This is a genomic window from Rhodopirellula sp. UH5, assembly GCF_056839225.1.
Genome location: NZ_CM166390.1, coordinates 4,361,885 through 4,379,486, shown reverse-complemented (window position 1 = coordinate 4,379,486; position 17,602 = coordinate 4,361,885). Strand labels below are relative to the sequence as shown.

General features: G+C 58.1%; 9 protein-coding genes. 8 read left to right on the top strand and 1 reads right to left on the bottom strand.

Features of this window, described 5'->3' with window-relative positions:
• Positions 1-369: 369 nt before the first annotated feature.
• From UH5x_RS15565 to UH5x_RS15540, 6 genes are all read left to right on the top strand, one after another.
• Positions 370-5,850, top strand: a complete 5,481-nt coding sequence (locus UH5x_RS15565) for a cadherin domain-containing protein (RefSeq protein ID WP_482632938.1) — start codon at positions 370-372, stop codon at positions 5,848-5,850.
• Between the two features lie 19 nt (positions 5,851-5,869).
• Positions 5,870-7,858 (top strand): RecQ family ATP-dependent DNA helicase, encoded by a 1,989-nt coding sequence (locus UH5x_RS15560; protein WP_482632937.1) that lies wholly within the window; start codon positions 5,870-5,872, stop codon positions 7,856-7,858.
• A 258-nt stretch (positions 7,859-8,116) separates the two neighbouring features.
• Complete coding sequence (gene hisH, locus UH5x_RS15555; RefSeq protein ID WP_047812246.1) at positions 8,117-8,734, top strand: imidazole glycerol phosphate synthase subunit HisH; 618 nt, start codon at positions 8,117-8,119, stop codon at positions 8,732-8,734.
• Positions 8,735-8,766: 32 nt separating this feature from the next.
• The gene (locus UH5x_RS15550) at positions 8,767-9,339 is read left to right on the top strand and encodes a hypothetical protein (RefSeq protein ID WP_047812247.1); all 573 of its coding nucleotides are present in this window, start codon (positions 8,767-8,769) and stop codon (positions 9,337-9,339) included.
• Positions 9,340-10,433: 1,094 nt separating this feature from the next.
• Positions 10,434-11,300 carry a sugar phosphate isomerase/epimerase family protein gene (locus UH5x_RS15545; protein ID WP_047812304.1) on the top strand — a complete coding sequence of 289 codons (867 nt, stop codon included), beginning with the start codon at positions 10,434-10,436 and terminating at the stop codon, positions 11,298-11,300.
• Positions 11,301-11,305: 5 nt separating this feature from the next.
• Positions 11,306-12,343: a bile acid:sodium symporter family protein gene (locus UH5x_RS15540; protein WP_482632936.1), complete on the top strand. Its 1,038-nt coding sequence runs from the start codon at positions 11,306-11,308 to the stop codon at positions 12,341-12,343.
• Positions 12,344-12,859: 516 nt separating this feature from the next.
• On the opposite strand, the gene rtcR is transcribed toward UH5x_RS15540, so the two are convergent.
• The gene (gene rtcR / locus UH5x_RS15535) at positions 12,860-14,479 is read right to left on the bottom strand and encodes an RNA repair transcriptional activator RtcR (protein ID WP_482632935.1); all 1,620 of its coding nucleotides are present in this window, start codon (positions 14,477-14,479) and stop codon (positions 12,860-12,862) included.
• Positions 14,480-14,664: 185 nt separating this feature from the next.
• On the opposite strand from rtcR, the gene UH5x_RS15530 reads away from it, so the two are divergent.
• Both UH5x_RS15530 and rtcA read left to right on the top strand, forming a co-directional pair.
• Complete coding sequence (locus tag UH5x_RS15530; protein WP_047812250.1) at positions 14,665-16,197, top strand: RtcB family protein; 1,533 nt, start codon at positions 14,665-14,667, stop codon at positions 16,195-16,197.
• Complete coding sequence (gene rtcA, locus UH5x_RS15525) at positions 16,190-17,230, top strand: RNA 3'-terminal phosphate cyclase (RefSeq protein ID WP_047812251.1); 1,041 nt, start codon at positions 16,190-16,192, stop codon at positions 17,228-17,230. Before UH5x_RS15530 ends, rtcA begins: the two co-directional genes overlap by 8 nt.
• Positions 17,231-17,602: the final 372 nt, after the last annotated feature.

Below are 17,602 nucleotides of genomic sequence, written 5' to 3'. Positions count from 1 at the left end.
TCACGTTGGAGATGGATCACGTTGGCGAACGTCCGGACGCGGAATGGGAACGATGAGGAACGGGGGTGCCCCGGACGCCAGCCAACCAAGTCGGCGGTTGGAGAGCGGGGCGATTCTACGCATCGTCCAACTCGCCGGACCAGCTTTCGTTTGCTGAAACGCTGAGGCATAACTGCCAGAAACCGACCAATCCGAACTCGATTTCGTTCCCGTTTGCTCATTTCGAAGGGCTAATGGGAGCGAATATTCCGGTCTTTTGGGTTAACGGGGTGTTCTATGTTGTTTGATGGGGGGCGTACATTTATTCTGAGGAGCATTATCCAATCCCTTGATTAGGGGATTCATCGCACGTGAACGGCTGGTCTCATCATGAAACGCACCACTTGGAAAGCTCGACCTTCTCTGTCCCGCACCGAAGCGAAGAAAGCTCGCACACGCTCGGAAAGTCAGAAACGTTCCAGGCGGCGACGCAGCCGCATGGAGACGCTGGAGAGCCGTCATCTGTTGGCGGCGATCAGTGGCGAAGTGTTTTTGGATCTCAACCAAGACAGCATGCAACAGGCCACCGAAGACGGTGCTGCCGACGTGCGTGTTTACTTGGATGAGAACGTCAATGGACTCATGGATGAGGGCGAAGAGTCAGTCCTGACGGACTCCGCGGGGATCTTCTCGTTCTCGCAGTTGCCAGCGGGGGAATACCACGTTCGGGTGTTGCCGGGACAAGGCTTGGTTCAAACCGCCCCGCAAGCTTCGTTTGGTTTGTTGGAAACCGTGACGGATGAATCCGGAGTGAATGTTCGCGCGTCGCAAGCGTTCCAGTTTGGAACGAACGAGGTCGACAACAAACGTGTGGTGGAGTTGCTCGGGCAGCCCATCGTCAGTCGGCTCGATGGCATCACGCGAATCAATGACGGTGATTTGCTGGCGGTGGACACTCGTGCCAACGAAGTGTTTCGGATCAACCCCAGCAATGGTGAGATCACTCGCTTGGGCACCACCAACGTCGACATCGTTGGCGGGGTGGCTTACGACGCCGTGACGGACAGTGTCTACACCTTGGTGAGAGGTGGTGGTGACAATTCGTTGCGTCGTCTGGCGCAGCTGGATGTGAACACGGCCAAAGCGACTTTGATTGGTGGGGGACGTTCGGGGTTGGCATCGGTCGCGGACATCACGTTTGATCCTGTCAATCGAAGGTTGATTGGTTTCGACGACACGGACAATGAGTTCTTTGCATTTGACCTGTTTGGAAACGGCCAAACGCTGTCCTATTCGTCGCGAAGCGTGGACACGTTCACGATGAGTTTGGCTGGTTCGGATCTCACGGCAGGGCTGCCGGCGGACAGCACCTACGTGACCATGTTCGACGCTGATGACACCGATTTGGTGTCGACCATTTTGGTGGATGTCGACACGGGGGAGGTGACCGATTCGTTTTTCGTCAGTCAACCGATCAAGCCGGTGGCGCTGACACGTCCGACGACGGGCAACAACTCTCAGTATGTGGAAGTGACAGAATTCCAAACCGTTGCCGGTTTGGAATTTGGAATCTCACAGGACGTGATCGGATTCCGAGTTCGTCCGAGCAACCCGGAATCAGGTGTGGGAGCCTTGGGCCAAGAAGGGCTGACGGTGGTCGGCGGTGCCATTGGTCCCGATGTGGTGGAAGTCACCTTGAACCGACGTCCGGAGGCTGACGTCGTTTTCAATCTGGGTGTCTCGGCGCCCGGCGGAAGCAATCCCGGTGTGACCCTGGAAACCAACCAGCTCGTCTTCACGCCGGACGATTGGGACCAAGTCCGCCGTGTGTTGGTGTCACCGGACGCTGACAATCCCGTCAACGTGATCACCAACATCGATCTTGAGATTTCGGTGGATCGTGACTTGTCGGATCCCGCGTGGGGCGATCTGCCGCTGAAAAGTGTGGGGGTCCGTGTGTTGCCCCCAGTGTTGTCGGTGGATTTGAATCAGCCGGTGATCAATGAATTGATGATCGACGCTGGCTTCACCGCAGACTTCAGCAACCTCAGTGATCAGTACATCGAACTGCGAGGCACACCGAACGAGCGATTGGCCAACGGGACGTATTTTGTTGCGATTTCAGAAGACAGCTCCAACGAAGGATCGGTTGAAACCATCATCGACCTGTCGGGACAAACCTTTGGGGCCAATGGTTTCCTGGTTCTGCTGCAGGAAGGCAACACTTACGAAGCCGCGTTTGGTTCGCGAGTTCTGGAAAGCGATCAGTCCGGTTTCTTGGGGTTGCCCGACGGGATTTATTCGGATGAGTCCAACAACGGTTCCTTGTTTCGGACCTTTGACAACCGCGGCTACTTCTTGATTCAAACCGATGTCCCACCAGCGTTGGGGGATGACATTGACACCGATGACGACCAACGAGCGGACGAAGGTGGTTTGTTGTCGACTTGGCACGTGATGGATGCGGTCTCGATCCAAGACTATATCTTTGGTGATAACTTCGCTTACGCACCGATTCTGTTTGCGGAGAACATCAGTTCGACCTCACGCAGTTACGTATTGCCACCAGGCGGAACGGTGGTGGAAGCCGATGGGTACGGTTACGTCGGTCGACTCGGGGATTCCATCGGGTCTTCGCCGGAAGATTGGGTTTTCGGAACACCGGTTGATGCCGCCGATGGATCAGCGGTGGATTTTGAAACTGGCGGCAAGCATGAGCTGCTGGCATCGTCGGTTTCGCAGCCTGCGCTTGCGGACCGGTTGCTCAACCACATTGGAGAAAGCAACTTCGTTGGCGGTGTTCGCGGGCAGATTTTGTTGGCACCTTCCGCGGGCGCCATCGCGAACGGGGCCCCGGCGGATTTGCGGTTGCCCGGTCAGGGGATCACCGTCTTTGCTGACACCAACGACAATGACCGCTTGGACGATTTGACATTTGTCGTGGAACCCGATGATGTGGTCCCACCGTTTGATCCGCTGGACCCCACGGTCCAGGATCTGACGTATGTGCTGACCAACGAGTATCCAGGTGTCACGATCACCAGCACGAGTGGGAGCCTTTTCTCGAACACGCCTGTGTTGGCAGAACGCCAGTACTTGAGCGGTCGGATCAGTGGCAACCGCGTCTTCAGCGACGGTGGTTTCCAGCAGTTCACAACCTACAACCGCTTGCGGTTTGATTTCTATCGCCCCGTCAAATCCGTGTCCATCGATGCGCTCGGCAGTGCCTTCACGTCACTGGTTTCTTACGGACGTCTGGACGCCTACAACGCCGACGGTGATTTGATCGCCACCGCTGTCAGTGGCGTGTTGGTCAACGGTCGCCGCGAAACGGTGAGCTTGTCGGTGCCCTTTGATGAGATTGTTCGTGTCGAAGCCTATTCGGACACCACGATCACCGGTGGGACAACGTTTGGTGCCTTTGATCGATTGACCTACGTGCAAAGCGAAGCGTCCACGGAAACCGATCAAGACGGCATCTATGAATTGCGATCGTTGTTTGAGGGCAACTATGACTTGCAGGTTCAAACGGGCACGGGGGCGACCGCCCTGCTCGGCACCGCCGAACATCCTTTCACCGTGTCACGCTTTGAGAACTATGTCTTTGAAGATGTGTTCCGCGTCAACACGCTTCCGAAAACCTCTGACCAAGTGATCTTGGTCGACGAGAATTTGCCGGTTGGAACGGAGATCATTGTTCAGCAAGCCGATGATGCGGATCAGCCGGTCGATGGTGGCGTGCCGCTGCTGTACGAAATCATCGGTGGGAATTCAGCCGGGCTGGTGGTCGATTCAGGAACGGGGAACTTGACCGTGACCGGCGACGCCGATTTAGATTTTGAGACGGAACCGAATCGAATCATCTCAATGCGAATCACCGATGCCGCGGGTGCGAAAACAACCAATCGCATCACGATTTCGCTGCGGGATATCAACGAGGCGCCGGTCGTGCAGGACACGCCTTTGGTGGTCACCGAAGACGTGCCGGCAGGTTCTGCAATTGGACGGATCCAAGCGTTTGATCCCGACATCGCCTACAACCAACAGTTGTCCTTTGAGTTGGTCGGTGGCGAAGCTCAGGATGATTTCAGCGTTGACCCGGTGACCGGGGTGGTGACGTTGTTGAATGCCGGCAGCTTGGATTTCGAAAACAACACACAGCGAACGTTGTTGGTTCGTGTCAGTGATGACGCAGCGATTCCAGCAGAGAATGTCGTCGAACAGTTGATCTTGGTTCTCAACGAGAACGATCGGCCGACGATTTCACAAACGCAGTTCACGTTGCCAGAAGTCGCGACCGGAGAACTGTTCCGGTTGGAAGTCAGCGATCCCGACGAAGGCCAGACGCATCACTTCGAAGTTGTTGGCGGAAGCGCGGCCAACTTCCTGCGTGTCACACAAGAAGGTGCGGTGCGGTTGTTGCCAGGTGCTGAATTGGACTATGAGTCGTTCCCAAATATGACGTTGAGACTTCGTGTCAGCGACAACGGCAGTCCACCTTTGGCGGAAACGGTGAACATTCAAATCTCCTTGTTGGATGTGAATGAATCACCGAGGTTGCAGCCCACGGTGGTGCAGTTCAATGAAGGCGGCATTCCTTCGGTCGATCAAATCTTGACGTTGGTGGATCCTGAGCAACGTCCTCAAGATCACAGCATTGAATGGCTGGATGGGCCTTCGAACTCATTGTTTGAATTTGTGGCTGGAACCGGCGCAGATGCGGGAACAGGAACGTTGCAAATCGCCTCTGGCGTGGAATTGGATTACGAGGATCAAGCGGTTCATTCGTTGAGTTTCCGAATCACGGACACGGTGGATAGCTCCGTCCTTCCCGTCACCGCAACCTTGCTGGTGGAAGTCCTCAACCAGAACGAAAGTCCCAGCATCACCACCGAGCGTGTGGTTGTTTCGGAAGTGCCCTATCCCAACGGTGCTCCCAGTTCGAGTGAGGCGTGGGTGATTGTCGGCCGGATTGGTGTGACGGATCCCGATGGGGATGTGGTCACGGCTCAATTGGTTGGCGGCACCGGTTTTGGGAACTTTGATTTGGATCCCAATTCGCGTTTGCTTCGCGTTCGTCCCAACGCGGTCTTTGATGCGGATGTACCGGGGGCCCCTCCGTTGACATTGGTGGTTCGTGCGGACGACGGCACAACGTCGACGGACCGTACCCTCACCGTCCAGGTCAACAACGTCAACGAGCCACCCGTGTTTGACATGTCGCTCGCCAATGCGACGTTCCAAGACCGAGCGTTGGTCAGTGGCCAGTACCTGGAAATGCAATTGCCCGATAACATGGTCAGCGATCCGGAAGGCGGCAACTTCTCGATCCGCATCTTCGGTGAATCAGGCACGTTGCCAAGCTGGATGAAATACGACATCGAAACGCAGACGTTGACGGGGACTCCGGGGCCTTTGGATACCGGTGTTTATCAGTTGACGGCTCGTGCATTGGAATTCGGCCCTCGCCCATTGGCGACGGATGTTGAATTCACTTACACGGTTGCGATGGGGACCACACCGTTTCAAAACGGCCGCAACCGTTATGATGTCGATTCCAACCAATCCGTTGCACCGCTGGATGCACTGCGAATCATCAACCACTTGCAAGCCAACGGTCCCGGACCGATGGATGTCGGCAGTCTGGAGTCATTCCCAGGGTTCCTGGATGTTTCCGGCAATGGGGAAGTGACTTCGCTCGATGCGCTGCTCGTGATCAACGAGATCAATCGCATGGCCAACGAAGCCGCTCAGGCTGTCGCGGGGGCTGAACCCATCGCAGTCGAGACTTCGGTCGATGATTTCTTGCGTCGGGAAGACGCGGTGGACGAGGTGTTGGCAGCGGAACTGAATGCACCGACACTGTTTTAATGGAAGATGATGAGGCACGATGGTAGAAACGGGCACGGACGCCGATGACGCTTTGCCTGATTCAAGCTTGCGTTCCACCCGCTGGGCTCACGCCGAGCGGGTGTTGAAGGAATCCTTTGGGTTCGAGCGTTTGCTGCCGCCTCAACGGAAGGTCATTGAACGACTGTTTGACGGTCGCAATGTGGTCGCGGTGATGCCAACGGGAAGTGGCAAAAGCTTGTGCTACCAATTGGTCAGCCAATGTTTGCCTCACCTGACCGTCGTGGTGTCGCCCTTGGTCGCTTTGATGAAAGACCAAGGCGACTCGCTGAAACGGCGAGGCATCGAGGTGGCAAGGCTGGACCATTCCGCGTCGCCGCAAGAGCTGCGTTTGGACTTGCAACGTGTTCGATCGGGGCACTGCAAGTTGCTGTACGTTTCCCCAGAACGTTTTTTTAACGAGCGTTTTCGTGCGGTCTTGGGTGAGACACCGATCTCGATGTTGGCGGTCGACGAAGCCCATTGCATGAGTGAGTGGGGGCACCACTTTCGTCCCGATTACCTGCGGTTGCCGGACGTGGTGGAGGAGCACAGCATCCCGCAAGTGCTAGCGTTGACTGCGACGGCGCCGACGCGAGTCGTGCGTGAAATTCGGTCCGCGTTTGGGTTGGAGCGAACCGATGTTGTGAAGCTGCCGACACATCGTTCGAATTTGCACCTGCAGTGCACCCAGGTGACCTCTCGAGAGCGGGATGAACGCTTGCTGGAACAGCTTCGGGCGGCGGCCAAGTCCCGAAGCAAGGGCGTCACGATTGTTTACGTCACTCGTCGTCGAACCGCCGAGCAACTGGCAGAATCGCTGAACGAAGCAGGTCTTTCCGCGATGGCGTACCACGCAGGATTGACCGGCGAACAGCGCGATGCGATCCAGCACTGGTTTTTGGAATCCAACCAAGGCATTTTGGTCGGCACAGTTGCGTTTGGCATGGGGGTGGACAAAGCCAACGTTCGCCGAGTGATTCACTACAACCCGTCGTCCTCATTGGAAGGGTATAGCCAAGAGATCGGGCGGGGCGGTCGCGATGGCAAAGCGACGCAGTGTCAGACGTGGTTGGTTCCCGAAGACCAAGTCGCGATTCGCAATTTGCCGTGCAGCGACTGGCCGACGAAGGCGTCCGTGGAACGTTTGTTGGATCGATTGATCGGCCAACCGGATTCGTTTTATTTGGCGCTTGGCAAACTGGCGTGGGAAGTGAATTTGTCTGCCGGCGTGCTGGGGACGTTCATGATCCAGTTGCGCCAACGTGGATGCCTGGAACTGCTGCCCGCTCGGTACGACGTCTACCGAGTCAAACCGAGGTGCGAGATTTCGGAAATTGTTTCGCGGAGTGAAGCGATTGACCCGGAGGCTGCGGAAGCGATTGTGGCGTCGTTGGTCAAAGCCAAGCGGGCGTATCGCGTCAACTTGGTTCTGGCGACGCGGCAATATGGCGTGTCCCGGATTCGCCTGGTCGCGGCGCTCGAGGCGTTGGCGTTGTCCGGGATCATTGAATTGGAATCGTCTGAGTTGATGCACGGGTACCGCTGGGTCGAGCGGATTGCTCGGCCCGCGGCGACGGTGAAGCACTTGCTGAAACGCTTTGACGCGTCGATGGATGCGACGCAGCAGCGAATCGATTCGATGATGGATTTCTTGGCCTGCAGCGAGTGTTTGCCGGTCTCGATGGCGGCTCATTTTGGTTCCCGTCGCTCGCGGCCCTGCGGGAAATGTTCGGCCTGTCGCGGCGAGGGGCCGTGGGATACCCAGCTGAATCCACCCGATTCGATCGGCGATTCGGCCTCCAAAGCGATGGCAGATGCGATGGCCGAGTATCCCGACCTCTTTTCAGATCCGATCGATCGGGCCAAATTCCTGTGTGGCTTGTACACGCCCGCTTTCATGCGTTTTCGCGTGAACCGGCATTTCGGCTTTGGTGTCTGTGAATCCGTTCCCTTCACGACCGTTTTGGCGGCCATGCGGGCGAACTGATTCGATGGGATCACTCGCTCACCAGGCTGCTGATTTGGTCGTCAATGACGTTACAACGCATGTAGGATGGGCACTTTTGCCCTCAGAGTGGTGGATGTCGGCCAAGAGTGGCCAACCGACAACAAAATCAATTCGCCGTCGTGCGTCGGGTTAGGACTGGCAAGCTGATGTTGTAAAACGACCGACGGCACACCGTTCCACTGACTTTGTCCTCTCGTAACCCCGTTTCCGCGAAACCGCTTTTTGAGATTGGCACCCATGATCACCATCGTTGACTACCAAATGGGAAACCTCCGCAGCGTCCAAAAGGCGGTGGAGCGTTCGGGCGTGGAAGCGGAGATCACCAGTGACGCCAGCCAGATCGCGGCGGCCGAACGGTTGATTCTGCCGGGCGTGGGAGCGTTTGGGGATGCGATTGGCGAAATTCGTCGCCGCGATTTGGAAAAACCGATCAAGGACTTCATCGCGTCGGGCAAACCTTTTTTGGGAATCTGCCTGGGCCTGCAAATGTTGTTTGAGCAGGGGCTGGAAGGCGGCACCCACGAAGGCCTGGGGGTGTTGGCTGGCGACGTGGTCCCGTTTGAATTGCCGGTGGAATACAAGGTCCCGCACATGGGATGGAACGCGGTCGACGTTCAATCGGCGGGGGCCGATCTGGGCATTCCATCCGGAACTCATTTTTACTTTGTTCACTCGTACTACGTTCGTCCGACCGATCCGTCGGTGATTGCGCTGACCTGTGACTACGGCGGCGAGTTTTGTGCTGCCGTGCGTCGTGGCAACTTGATCGCGACGCAATTCCACCCCGAAAAGAGCCAGGGAGACGGACTGCGATTGATGCAGCGTTTCGCAACCTCGCCGGTCGAAGTCGCCTGAGTCACCCGCCATCCAGCCTGGAACACACATCCATGAATTCATCCATCTCGACTCCACCCGCGCACCAGCTGCAAACCGAAAACGGGAGTTTGCAAATTCGGTTTGAGTGGCAGCAGGATCGCTACGCTCACGTCGTTCGCTGGCAGTCTGAATCGGGCGAGGTGTGCGAAGCTCGCAGCGAAGAAGGCTCGTCCGACCAGGATTGGCCCGCCTCGCCAGCACTTCAACAGTTGTCGACCGAGACCATCGAAGGCGTGCCGACGATCCTGGGAGTCGGCTGTGCCGGCAGCAGCCACTTCAGCGTCAGCGTGCAAGTGTTGGAAACAGGCGGCACCGCGGCAGATGAGAACCCGCTCCCTGCTGTTCGATTCGACTGGGCGGTGAGGATGTCGGCTGCCGCTGCGAAGGAGCATCCGGACGCCGACTTGGGGACCAAGTACACGGCGGAAAAAATGCTGGCAAGTTCTTTGCATGGGCAAACCGAAACGGTTTGCGATCCAACATCGGATGGCGGATCCCGATTTGTGCCGGATCCATCCGGTGGTGGTCGCACACGGCAGTGGAGCTACGACCTGCTCGGGGCGGCTTGCGCAGATCCCGAGTAGCGCAAGTCGTCAAGACTTTCGGGGATTCGCGCTGCCAATCGAAACTCTTGACGAGTTTCGCTACCCGAACCCTTCTCCATCCGGTGGTGGGCGCACACGGCAGTGGAGTTACGACCTGCTCGGGGCGGCTTGCGCAGATCCCGAGTAGCGCAAGTCGTCAAGACTTTCGGGGATTCGCACTGCCAATCGAAACTCTTGACGAGTTTCGCTACCCGAACCCTTCTCCATCCGGTGGTGGTCACACACGGCAGTGGAGCTACGATCTGCTCGGGGCGGCTTGCGCAGATCCCGAGTAGCGCAAGTCGTCAAGACTTTCGGGGATTCGTGCTGCCAATCGAAACTCTTGACGAGTTTCGCTACCCGAACCCTTCTCCATCCGGTGGTGGTCGCACACGGCAGTGGAGCTACGATCTGCTCGGGGCGGCTTGCGCAGATCCCGAGTAGCGAAAGTCGTCAAGACTTTCGGGGATTCGCGCTGCCAATCGAAACTCTTGACGAGTTTCGCTACCCGAACCCTTCTCCATCCGGTGGTGGGCGCATACGGCAGTGGAGTTACGACCTGCTCGGGGCGGCTTGCGCAGATCCCGAGTAGCGAAAGTCGTCAAGACTTTCGGGGATTCGTGCTGCCAATCGAAACTCTTGACGAGTTTCGCTACCCGAACCCTTCTCCATCCGGTGGTGGGCGCACACGGCAGTGGAGTTACGACCTGCTCGGGGCGGCTTGCGCAGATCCCGAGTAGCGCAAGTCGTCAAGACTTTCGGGGATTCGCGCTGCCAATCGAAACTCTTGACGAGTTTTGCTACCCGAGCCATTCTCGGTTGCAAGCGACTCGTGAAGTAGCAGAATGACCCAAACCATCGGCGGTTCGTGGGAAACCGACCGCTCGCCCTCGGATTGAAATACACTGTGGGTTTTCATTCCTCAGGATGCTGCCTTGATGTCGAACCCCATTCCTCGTCGCCAAGCGTTGTTGGCGGCCTCCACTGTCGCAGCGGCGGCTTTGCCCGCCACTCAACTTCTCGCGGGAGAGTCACGCACAATGCTTGCTGCCAAGACGAATTTGATGGACATGATTCCAGTGCCACCGCTGGCGATGAACACCAGCACGCTTCGCGGGCACAACTTGACCGTGCCCCAGCAAATCGAGGTCGTTGCGAAAGCCGGATTTGATGGCATCGAACCGTGGATCCGTGACCTGCGAAGCTATGTCGACGGGGGCGGCAGCGTTTCCGATTTGAAGAAGCAGCTCGACGACGCAGGACTGAATGTTGTCGGTGCGATCGGATTTGCCCGTTGGATCGTGGATGATCCGGCGGAACGCCAAGCCGGTTTGGACGAAGCCAAGCGGGACATGGAGTTGGTGGCATCGCTCGGTGGCAAACAAATGGCAGCGCCTCCGATTGGCGTTCACCGAACCGAAGAACTTGGTGAGGACGGGGCACCTTCACTGGAGACGATCGGCGAACGTTACCGGGCCATCTTGGAGCTTGGTGACACGATGGGAGTGACTCCGTTGTTGGAGCTCTGGGGGTTCTCGCCGGTGCTGCATCGCCTGGCGGAGTTGGCCTACGTTTCGACGGCCGCCGCTCATCCGTCCGCCGCCGTGCTGCCGGATTTCTATCACATCTACAAAGGCGGCAATGAGATGTCGTCACTGGGGATGATCGAAGCGTCCCGCATGCCGTTGTTCCACATCAACGACTATCCCGGCCAGCCCGGCATCGATGTCATCGCGGACAAAGACCGGGTGTATCCGGGCGACGGGGTGTGTGACTTGGTGGGCACGATTGCGATGTTGCTTCGCAACGGATTCGTCGGCACGTTCTCGCTGGAGTTGTTCAACCCAGGTTATTGGAAGCTGCCCGCTGAGCAGGTCGCCGCGGAAGGTTGCCAGAAATCTCGCGACGTGATCGCCCAAGCGGTGGAAGCAGCGAAGCACGCCGCAGCCAACCAGGCTTGATCCGAATGAATCCGATTTTTGCCTGGGGACGACGGCACGGGTTTCTTCTGACGTTGGCGGTTTTGTTCGCGATTGGATTCACCGCCGCTGACGTGCTTCGTCCGGTCGCGGAGCAGGAATGGCTTCGCGGCGCGGTCGTGTTTGCTGTCATGTGGGCATCGGGGATGACGCTGCCGTTGCGATCGGTGACGGATGCGGTGCGGCGCCCCATGGCGGTGCTGGCCGCGGTCAGCCTCAACACGCTGGCGGTTCCTGTGGCGGCCTGGTGGATTGCAGGGTGGATGGCGCCGGAATGGAGGTTGTCGTTCTACGTCGCTTCGTTGGTGCCTTGCACGCTTGCGTCGGCGATGGTGTGGACACGCCGCGCCGGGGGGGACGATTCGATTCCGATGTTGACGACGGTGGTGACCAATCTCGCCTGCGTGGGTGTAATCCCATTGGGATGGTGGTGGGTGTCGGAAACCGAAGCCGTGGTGGAACTCACCCGTGGTCTGCAGGCGGTGGCTGGATCGGCAGTGACGGCCGAGGCCGCTGGAGCGGGCGGTCAGACGTTGGCGGAGCAAGCGGTCAAGTTGGGATTGGTGGTGGTGGCTCCGTTGACCTTGGCCCAGTGCATGCGTCTTGGGGGGTGGGCCGAGTGGGCGGATCGAACCAAGCCAAGGCTGTCTTGGGCAGCGCAGGGCGGCATCCTGACCATGGTGGTGTTCGGTGCCGTGACCACCGCCGACAAGCTGGCCTCGATCACCGAGGAAGGCGGGATGGCGGTCTTTGCTCAACTGATCGCGACTGCCTCGGTGATTCACCTGCTGTGTTTGCTGGCCGGAATCCTATTGACCCGTTGGGTTCTGGGACGCGGCCCCGAGACACAGATCGCCGTGGGTTTCTCCGCCAGCCAGAAGACGCTCGCGATTGGCTTGCAAACATCCATGGACCTGGGGGTCAGCGTGTTGCCGATGATCATCTACCACGTCATTCAGTTGGTCTGGGACACCGTGGTCGCTGACGCTTGGATGGCAAGGGGAAAGAAGGATTCGTCTGACTGAAGCTTGCGCAGCCATCTCGGGGCTTCCACCCCGAGCGATCGAGGCCGTGCAGTTTTTTGATGCCGTTTTTGAGCGGGTTTTCACTTGTCGCACCCCCCCTGAAACGAAGTTTCAGGGGAGGTCGAGCGACGCCGTTCAGGCGTCCGCGAGGGAGGGGGCACGAGCATGGGATCGCAGTATGAATTGCCCTCCCCCGAAAACCTCGCTGAAGGCTCGTTTCTCGACCCCTCCCGTTTCACGGGCGGGGTTCGCAAGATTTGATGAGCACTGCACTTAAAAACTGCACGACCTCGATCCACGAGGTCTCCGTCGGAGCCTTGGACGCAAATTCGCCCCCGAGGCGCCGTCAACACTAAGCAGGTCGGCAGGAGTGATCAAGCACAACCATGTGAGCCGTTTGGGCGTTAGCCCCGGTTGTGCGTGAAAACCGTGGCTAACGCCAGCGGCTCACATACCCGATGACACCTGCGTACCTGCTTAGCTCGGAGCGGAAGCCCCGAGACCAGCGTCCCACGCTCAGAGCAGTTCGTTCCTGCTCAAGCCGAAACGTTGCAAGTACTTTCGCAAGCGGTCGGCGTCGTTGGGTTTGGCCTTTGCTTTACGTGACTCGGCAAACAGGGTTCGGCCGGCGTGTGACAGTGATCGGCTTTCGCGACAAACCCGAATGACATCGGCAAGTTGCACGCGATCGAAGCGATCCAGCTTCGAGACTTGGGTTTCGTCCAAGCAGCTGGCCAAGATGGACGTGTCCTCGCGGTGGGCATCGGCGACCTGCCAACTGGATCGCAAGCGGGCGATTTCCTCGGTCACCAATTCGATCGTGATGCGTCCGCCTTCGGCAAGCGTGCCCATTCGCGTCACGGCCGCATTGAGATCGCGAAAGTTGGCGTTCCAAGGTGTGGCGGGATCCATGGCGAAATCGACAAACGCCTTTCGAGCCTCTTTGCTGATCGTGACCTTCTGTCCGGAGTCACGCGTGAACTGCTGCAGCTCGTAGTCCAGGTTGGGGTCGATGTCGGCTCGCCGTTCATGGAGGCCGGGCAATCGAAACGACCAAAGGTTGATTCTTGCCAGCAGGTCTTCGCGAAACCTGCCCGCACTGACTTCTGCGATCAAATCACGATTCGTTCCCGCGATCAATTGAAAGTCGCTGTGGATGCTTTGGTCGGACCCGACCGGCGTGAATTCTTTCTCCTCGATCGCCCGCAGCATCATCGCTTGTTCATCCAGTCCCAGTTCACCGATCTCGTCGAGGAACAGCATGCCGCCATCGGCGGATTTTAGCAGTCCCGCACGTGCCGAGCTCGCTCCCGTGAAGGCTCCCTTGGTGTGACCGAACAACGCTGACATGGCCTGTTCGCCTCGGATCGTTGCGCAGTTGACTTCGACGAACGGGCCGCTGACCTGTCGCCGGCTGTGCTTGAGTTCGTAAACGAGTTTGGCAAGCTGCGTTTTGCCAGCCCCAGTCGGACCGGACATCAAGATCGGTGCCTTCGTCGCCAGAGTCACTCGCTCGATCCGGTCAATCAGTGCATTGAAGGACGGGTCCTTGGTTTCAATGCCGTGTTTGAGGATGGAGCGTGCTTCGTCTTGTTCTTGACCAAAGCGTTTGGCCAGTTCGTCGTAGCGGGACAGATCCAAGTCGATGATCTGGAACGTTCCCTGAACCGAGGCCGCCTCCTGTTGCTTGGATCGACCTCTCGCTGGCGGCGGCGACGTTTGAATCAAACGCCCCGGCAAGTGGCGGGACTCCGTCAACAGGAACAGGCAGATTTGTGCGACGTGGGTCCCGGTGGTGATGTGAACCAAGTAGTCTTCGGCGTCCGTGTCGAAGGCGTAGTCGCGAGAGAACTGATGCAGTCCCGCGTAGACCTCTTCCAGATCCCACGGGTCTTTCAATGCGATCGGATGCACTCGCACGGACGTTTCAGGGGAGACGGTCTCGATGTCCTGGACGACTTGGTCGGCCAGCTTGGAGTAACGACGTTCGGCGATCAGTTCGAACCGATCGACGATCAAGTCATCCTGCTGGCAGATCGCCACCGAGGGGCGCCAGGTGCCCCACCGATCGCGAGATTTGCGGGGTTGGTCGAGATGGACGCCGAGTAGGCCGATAACAACGCATTTCTTGTTCATATCCCACAGTATAACTGGCGAGCGGTTTGGATAAGTCTTGGGTGTGTTGCCCACTCCCGTGAATTGAGCTGTGTTTTTGTAAGTCATTGTGGTGATGCGTCTTACGTTCTTTGCCGGGGGTTTGGCACGGGGGATGCGTTAAGAAACCAACCACAGCATTCGAAATTCTCCAGCACGAGGCTTCCATGACCACATCCACCAAGACTCGCTCCACCCCGAATTCGCGATTCAAGTACTCCGGCCCCGGAATGGTTTCGACCGGCGAAGCGACCGCGTTGCTGCGGACGGAAACGACCGCGCCGATTCGGGTCTTCGGAACCGAGTCCATTCGCGAAACCTTCGACGACTTGTGTTTGCAGCAAGCCGTCAATTCGCGATTGGCCCCCGGGGTCACCGATCTGGTTTTGAATCCCGACGCGCACTGCGGTTACGGAGCACCAGTGGGTTGCGTGATGGTTTCGCCCACTCACATTTACCCAGGTCCGGTTGGTGTCGACATCAAGTGTTCGATGAGCTTGTTGCAATTGGATCTTCCTGCCGAAGCGATCGAGGACCGCAAGGTTCGTCGAGCGTTGATTTCGGCGATCTGCCAGCGCACGCCGACGGGGGCTGGGAAGGGGCAGCGCAGCGTGACCAAGGCACGGCATGTCAACCGAACCCTCGGGAAGCAATTGGTGACCGAAGGGGCAAGCGACGATGTGTGCCGCGCTCTTGGGATCCCGACCGGATGGGCATTCCGATGTGAAGACTCACATCATGTCGGACACGATGACACGGGGTTGGCACTCGAGAGTCGACTCGAATCGATCCTGGGGCATCGCCACATGAGCAACTTCAGCGACAAGATGCAGCAACTGGGGTCGTATGGAGGCGGGAACCACTTTGGTGAATGCGAAGTCGTGGAAGTGGGCGACAACGACCGCGCCCGTGAAGTGGCTCAGACGTTTGGTCTGATCGATGGAAACGTTGCGTTCTTGTCGCACTGTGGATCTCGCGGGTTTGGTCACAACTTGGCCTCGGGCCAATTCCGTACCTTGCAAGACAAGTTTGATCGGTGGGGGATTCCGCTGCCTGCGGGCGATCGCCAATTGGTTTACGCTCCTTTGGGAACCGAGGAAGCGAATGACTACCTCGATGACATGGCGTTGGGAGCGAACTTTGCGACCGTGAACCATTTGCTGATCAATGCTCTCGTACTGGAAGCGTTCCAAGAAGTGATTCCGGGAACCCGCGGGAACTTGGTTTACTTCATCAGTCACAACATCGCTCGAAAGGAAATCGTGGACAATCGACCAGCCTGGGTGCATCGAAAGGGAGCCACGCGAGCGATGCCGGGTGGCCACCATTCGCTTGCCAACACTCCGTTTGCAAAATCGGGACACCCGATTTTGTTGCCGGGGAATCCACGCGATGGGTCAGCGGTGATGGTGGCTGAGGAAGGTGCGTCGGCGTCTTGTTACAGCGTCAACCATGGTGCGGGACGGACACTCGGGCGTCGTCATGCCAAGCGTGTGCTGGATCAAGCGACGGTGGACGCGGAATTTGATTCCAACGACATCTTGAGCAATTGCCGGAAGTACCCGATCGACGAAGCCCCCGCCGCTTACAAGGACTTCAATGAGGTCCTGCGTTCGGTCAAGTCCGCTGGATTGGCGAGCGAAGTGGCTCGTTTGAAAGCCCGTTTCGTGATCAAGGATGCGAGCAAAGCAGATGATTGAAATCAATGGAAGCGAGGGCGAAGGGGGCGGGCAGATTGTCCGCTCTTCGCTCGCCCTCGCGGCGGTCACGGGGCAACCCATTCGCCTCACCAACATTCGCGGCGGTCGCAAGAAACCGGGGCTGCTGCGTCAGCATCTGGCAGGTGTGCGGGCGATCAAGCAGGTTTGTTCGGGCGACGTCAGCGGAGACCAATTGGGTTCGAATGAATTGACGTTGGTGCCTGGGGAATTGTCCGGCGGCGACCATTGTTTTGAAGTCGGTTCGGCGGGCAGTGCGATCCTGGTTGCGCAGACCATCCTGCCGGTTCTTCTGCATGCGGATGCACCCTCGACGATCGAGATTGGCGGTGGGACGCACGCGGCTTGGGCGCCGCCATTTGATTTCTTTCGGCGTTGCTACCTGCCGTTGTTGGCTCGGATGAATGCGAACGTGGAAGTCGATCTTGAATCCCACGGGTTTTACCCTGCCGGTGGCGGGCGGATGGTGATGAAGGTCACGCCCTCCTCCGGCATGAATGGGCTCACATTGACGGACCGAATCGGGAAACTGAAACCGAAGGTCACCGCACTGGTTTCCCGGATTCCAGCATCGGTGGGTGAACGGGAGTGTGACCTGATCGCACGAAAAACCGGATGGGACAAGAAGGCATTCCAGGTGCTCGATGTTCCGCGAGCCGGTGGTCCGGGCAATGTCGTGATGATCGAACTGGGGTTTGACAACGTCTGTGAATTGATCATTGGGTTCGGCAAGATCGGAGTCAAAGCGGAGCAGATTGCGCGTGCGACGCTGCGTGAGGCTCGAGCCCACTTGGCCAGCGAGGTTCCCGTGGGAGCGTACCTGGCCGATCAATTGTTGTTGCCGATGGGCTTGGCCGCGCGCCACGGGCACCGCAGTGAATTTCGCACGGGACCATTGTCGCAGCACAGTCAAACCCACATCGAGGTGCTGCAGCGTTTTCTCGATGTCAAGATTCAGTCTGTCACTGATGAAAACGGTTCCGTCCACGTCAGCGTTGAAGGAAACGAAGGCTAGCCGAGATCGATTCGGCAACGCGGAATCCGACTGTCATGATTGATCGTGCGGGCAACGCTACCCCCCAGTCGTCTCGTTGGCGACTCGAGTGTGTTGGCGTCCTGGCGTTTCACTCTTGGGACGGGTGGTGGATGTTGGTTCAACGCAAAGACGCAGAGACGCAGAGCGATGGTTGGGGAGGTGCGTGCGATCGGCTTTCTAGCGTCTGTTAAGCAGGTCGGCAGGAATGATCGGGCATACTCATGTGAGCCATTCGGCGTTAGCCCCGGTTGTCTGCAGGCGGGGCAGGACCCGAGTTGAAGTGCCGTGCTCGCAACAACTTGCGAACCTCGCCCGTGAGCGACGGGCTTGTCGATTTTGCTGTAGGTTGGC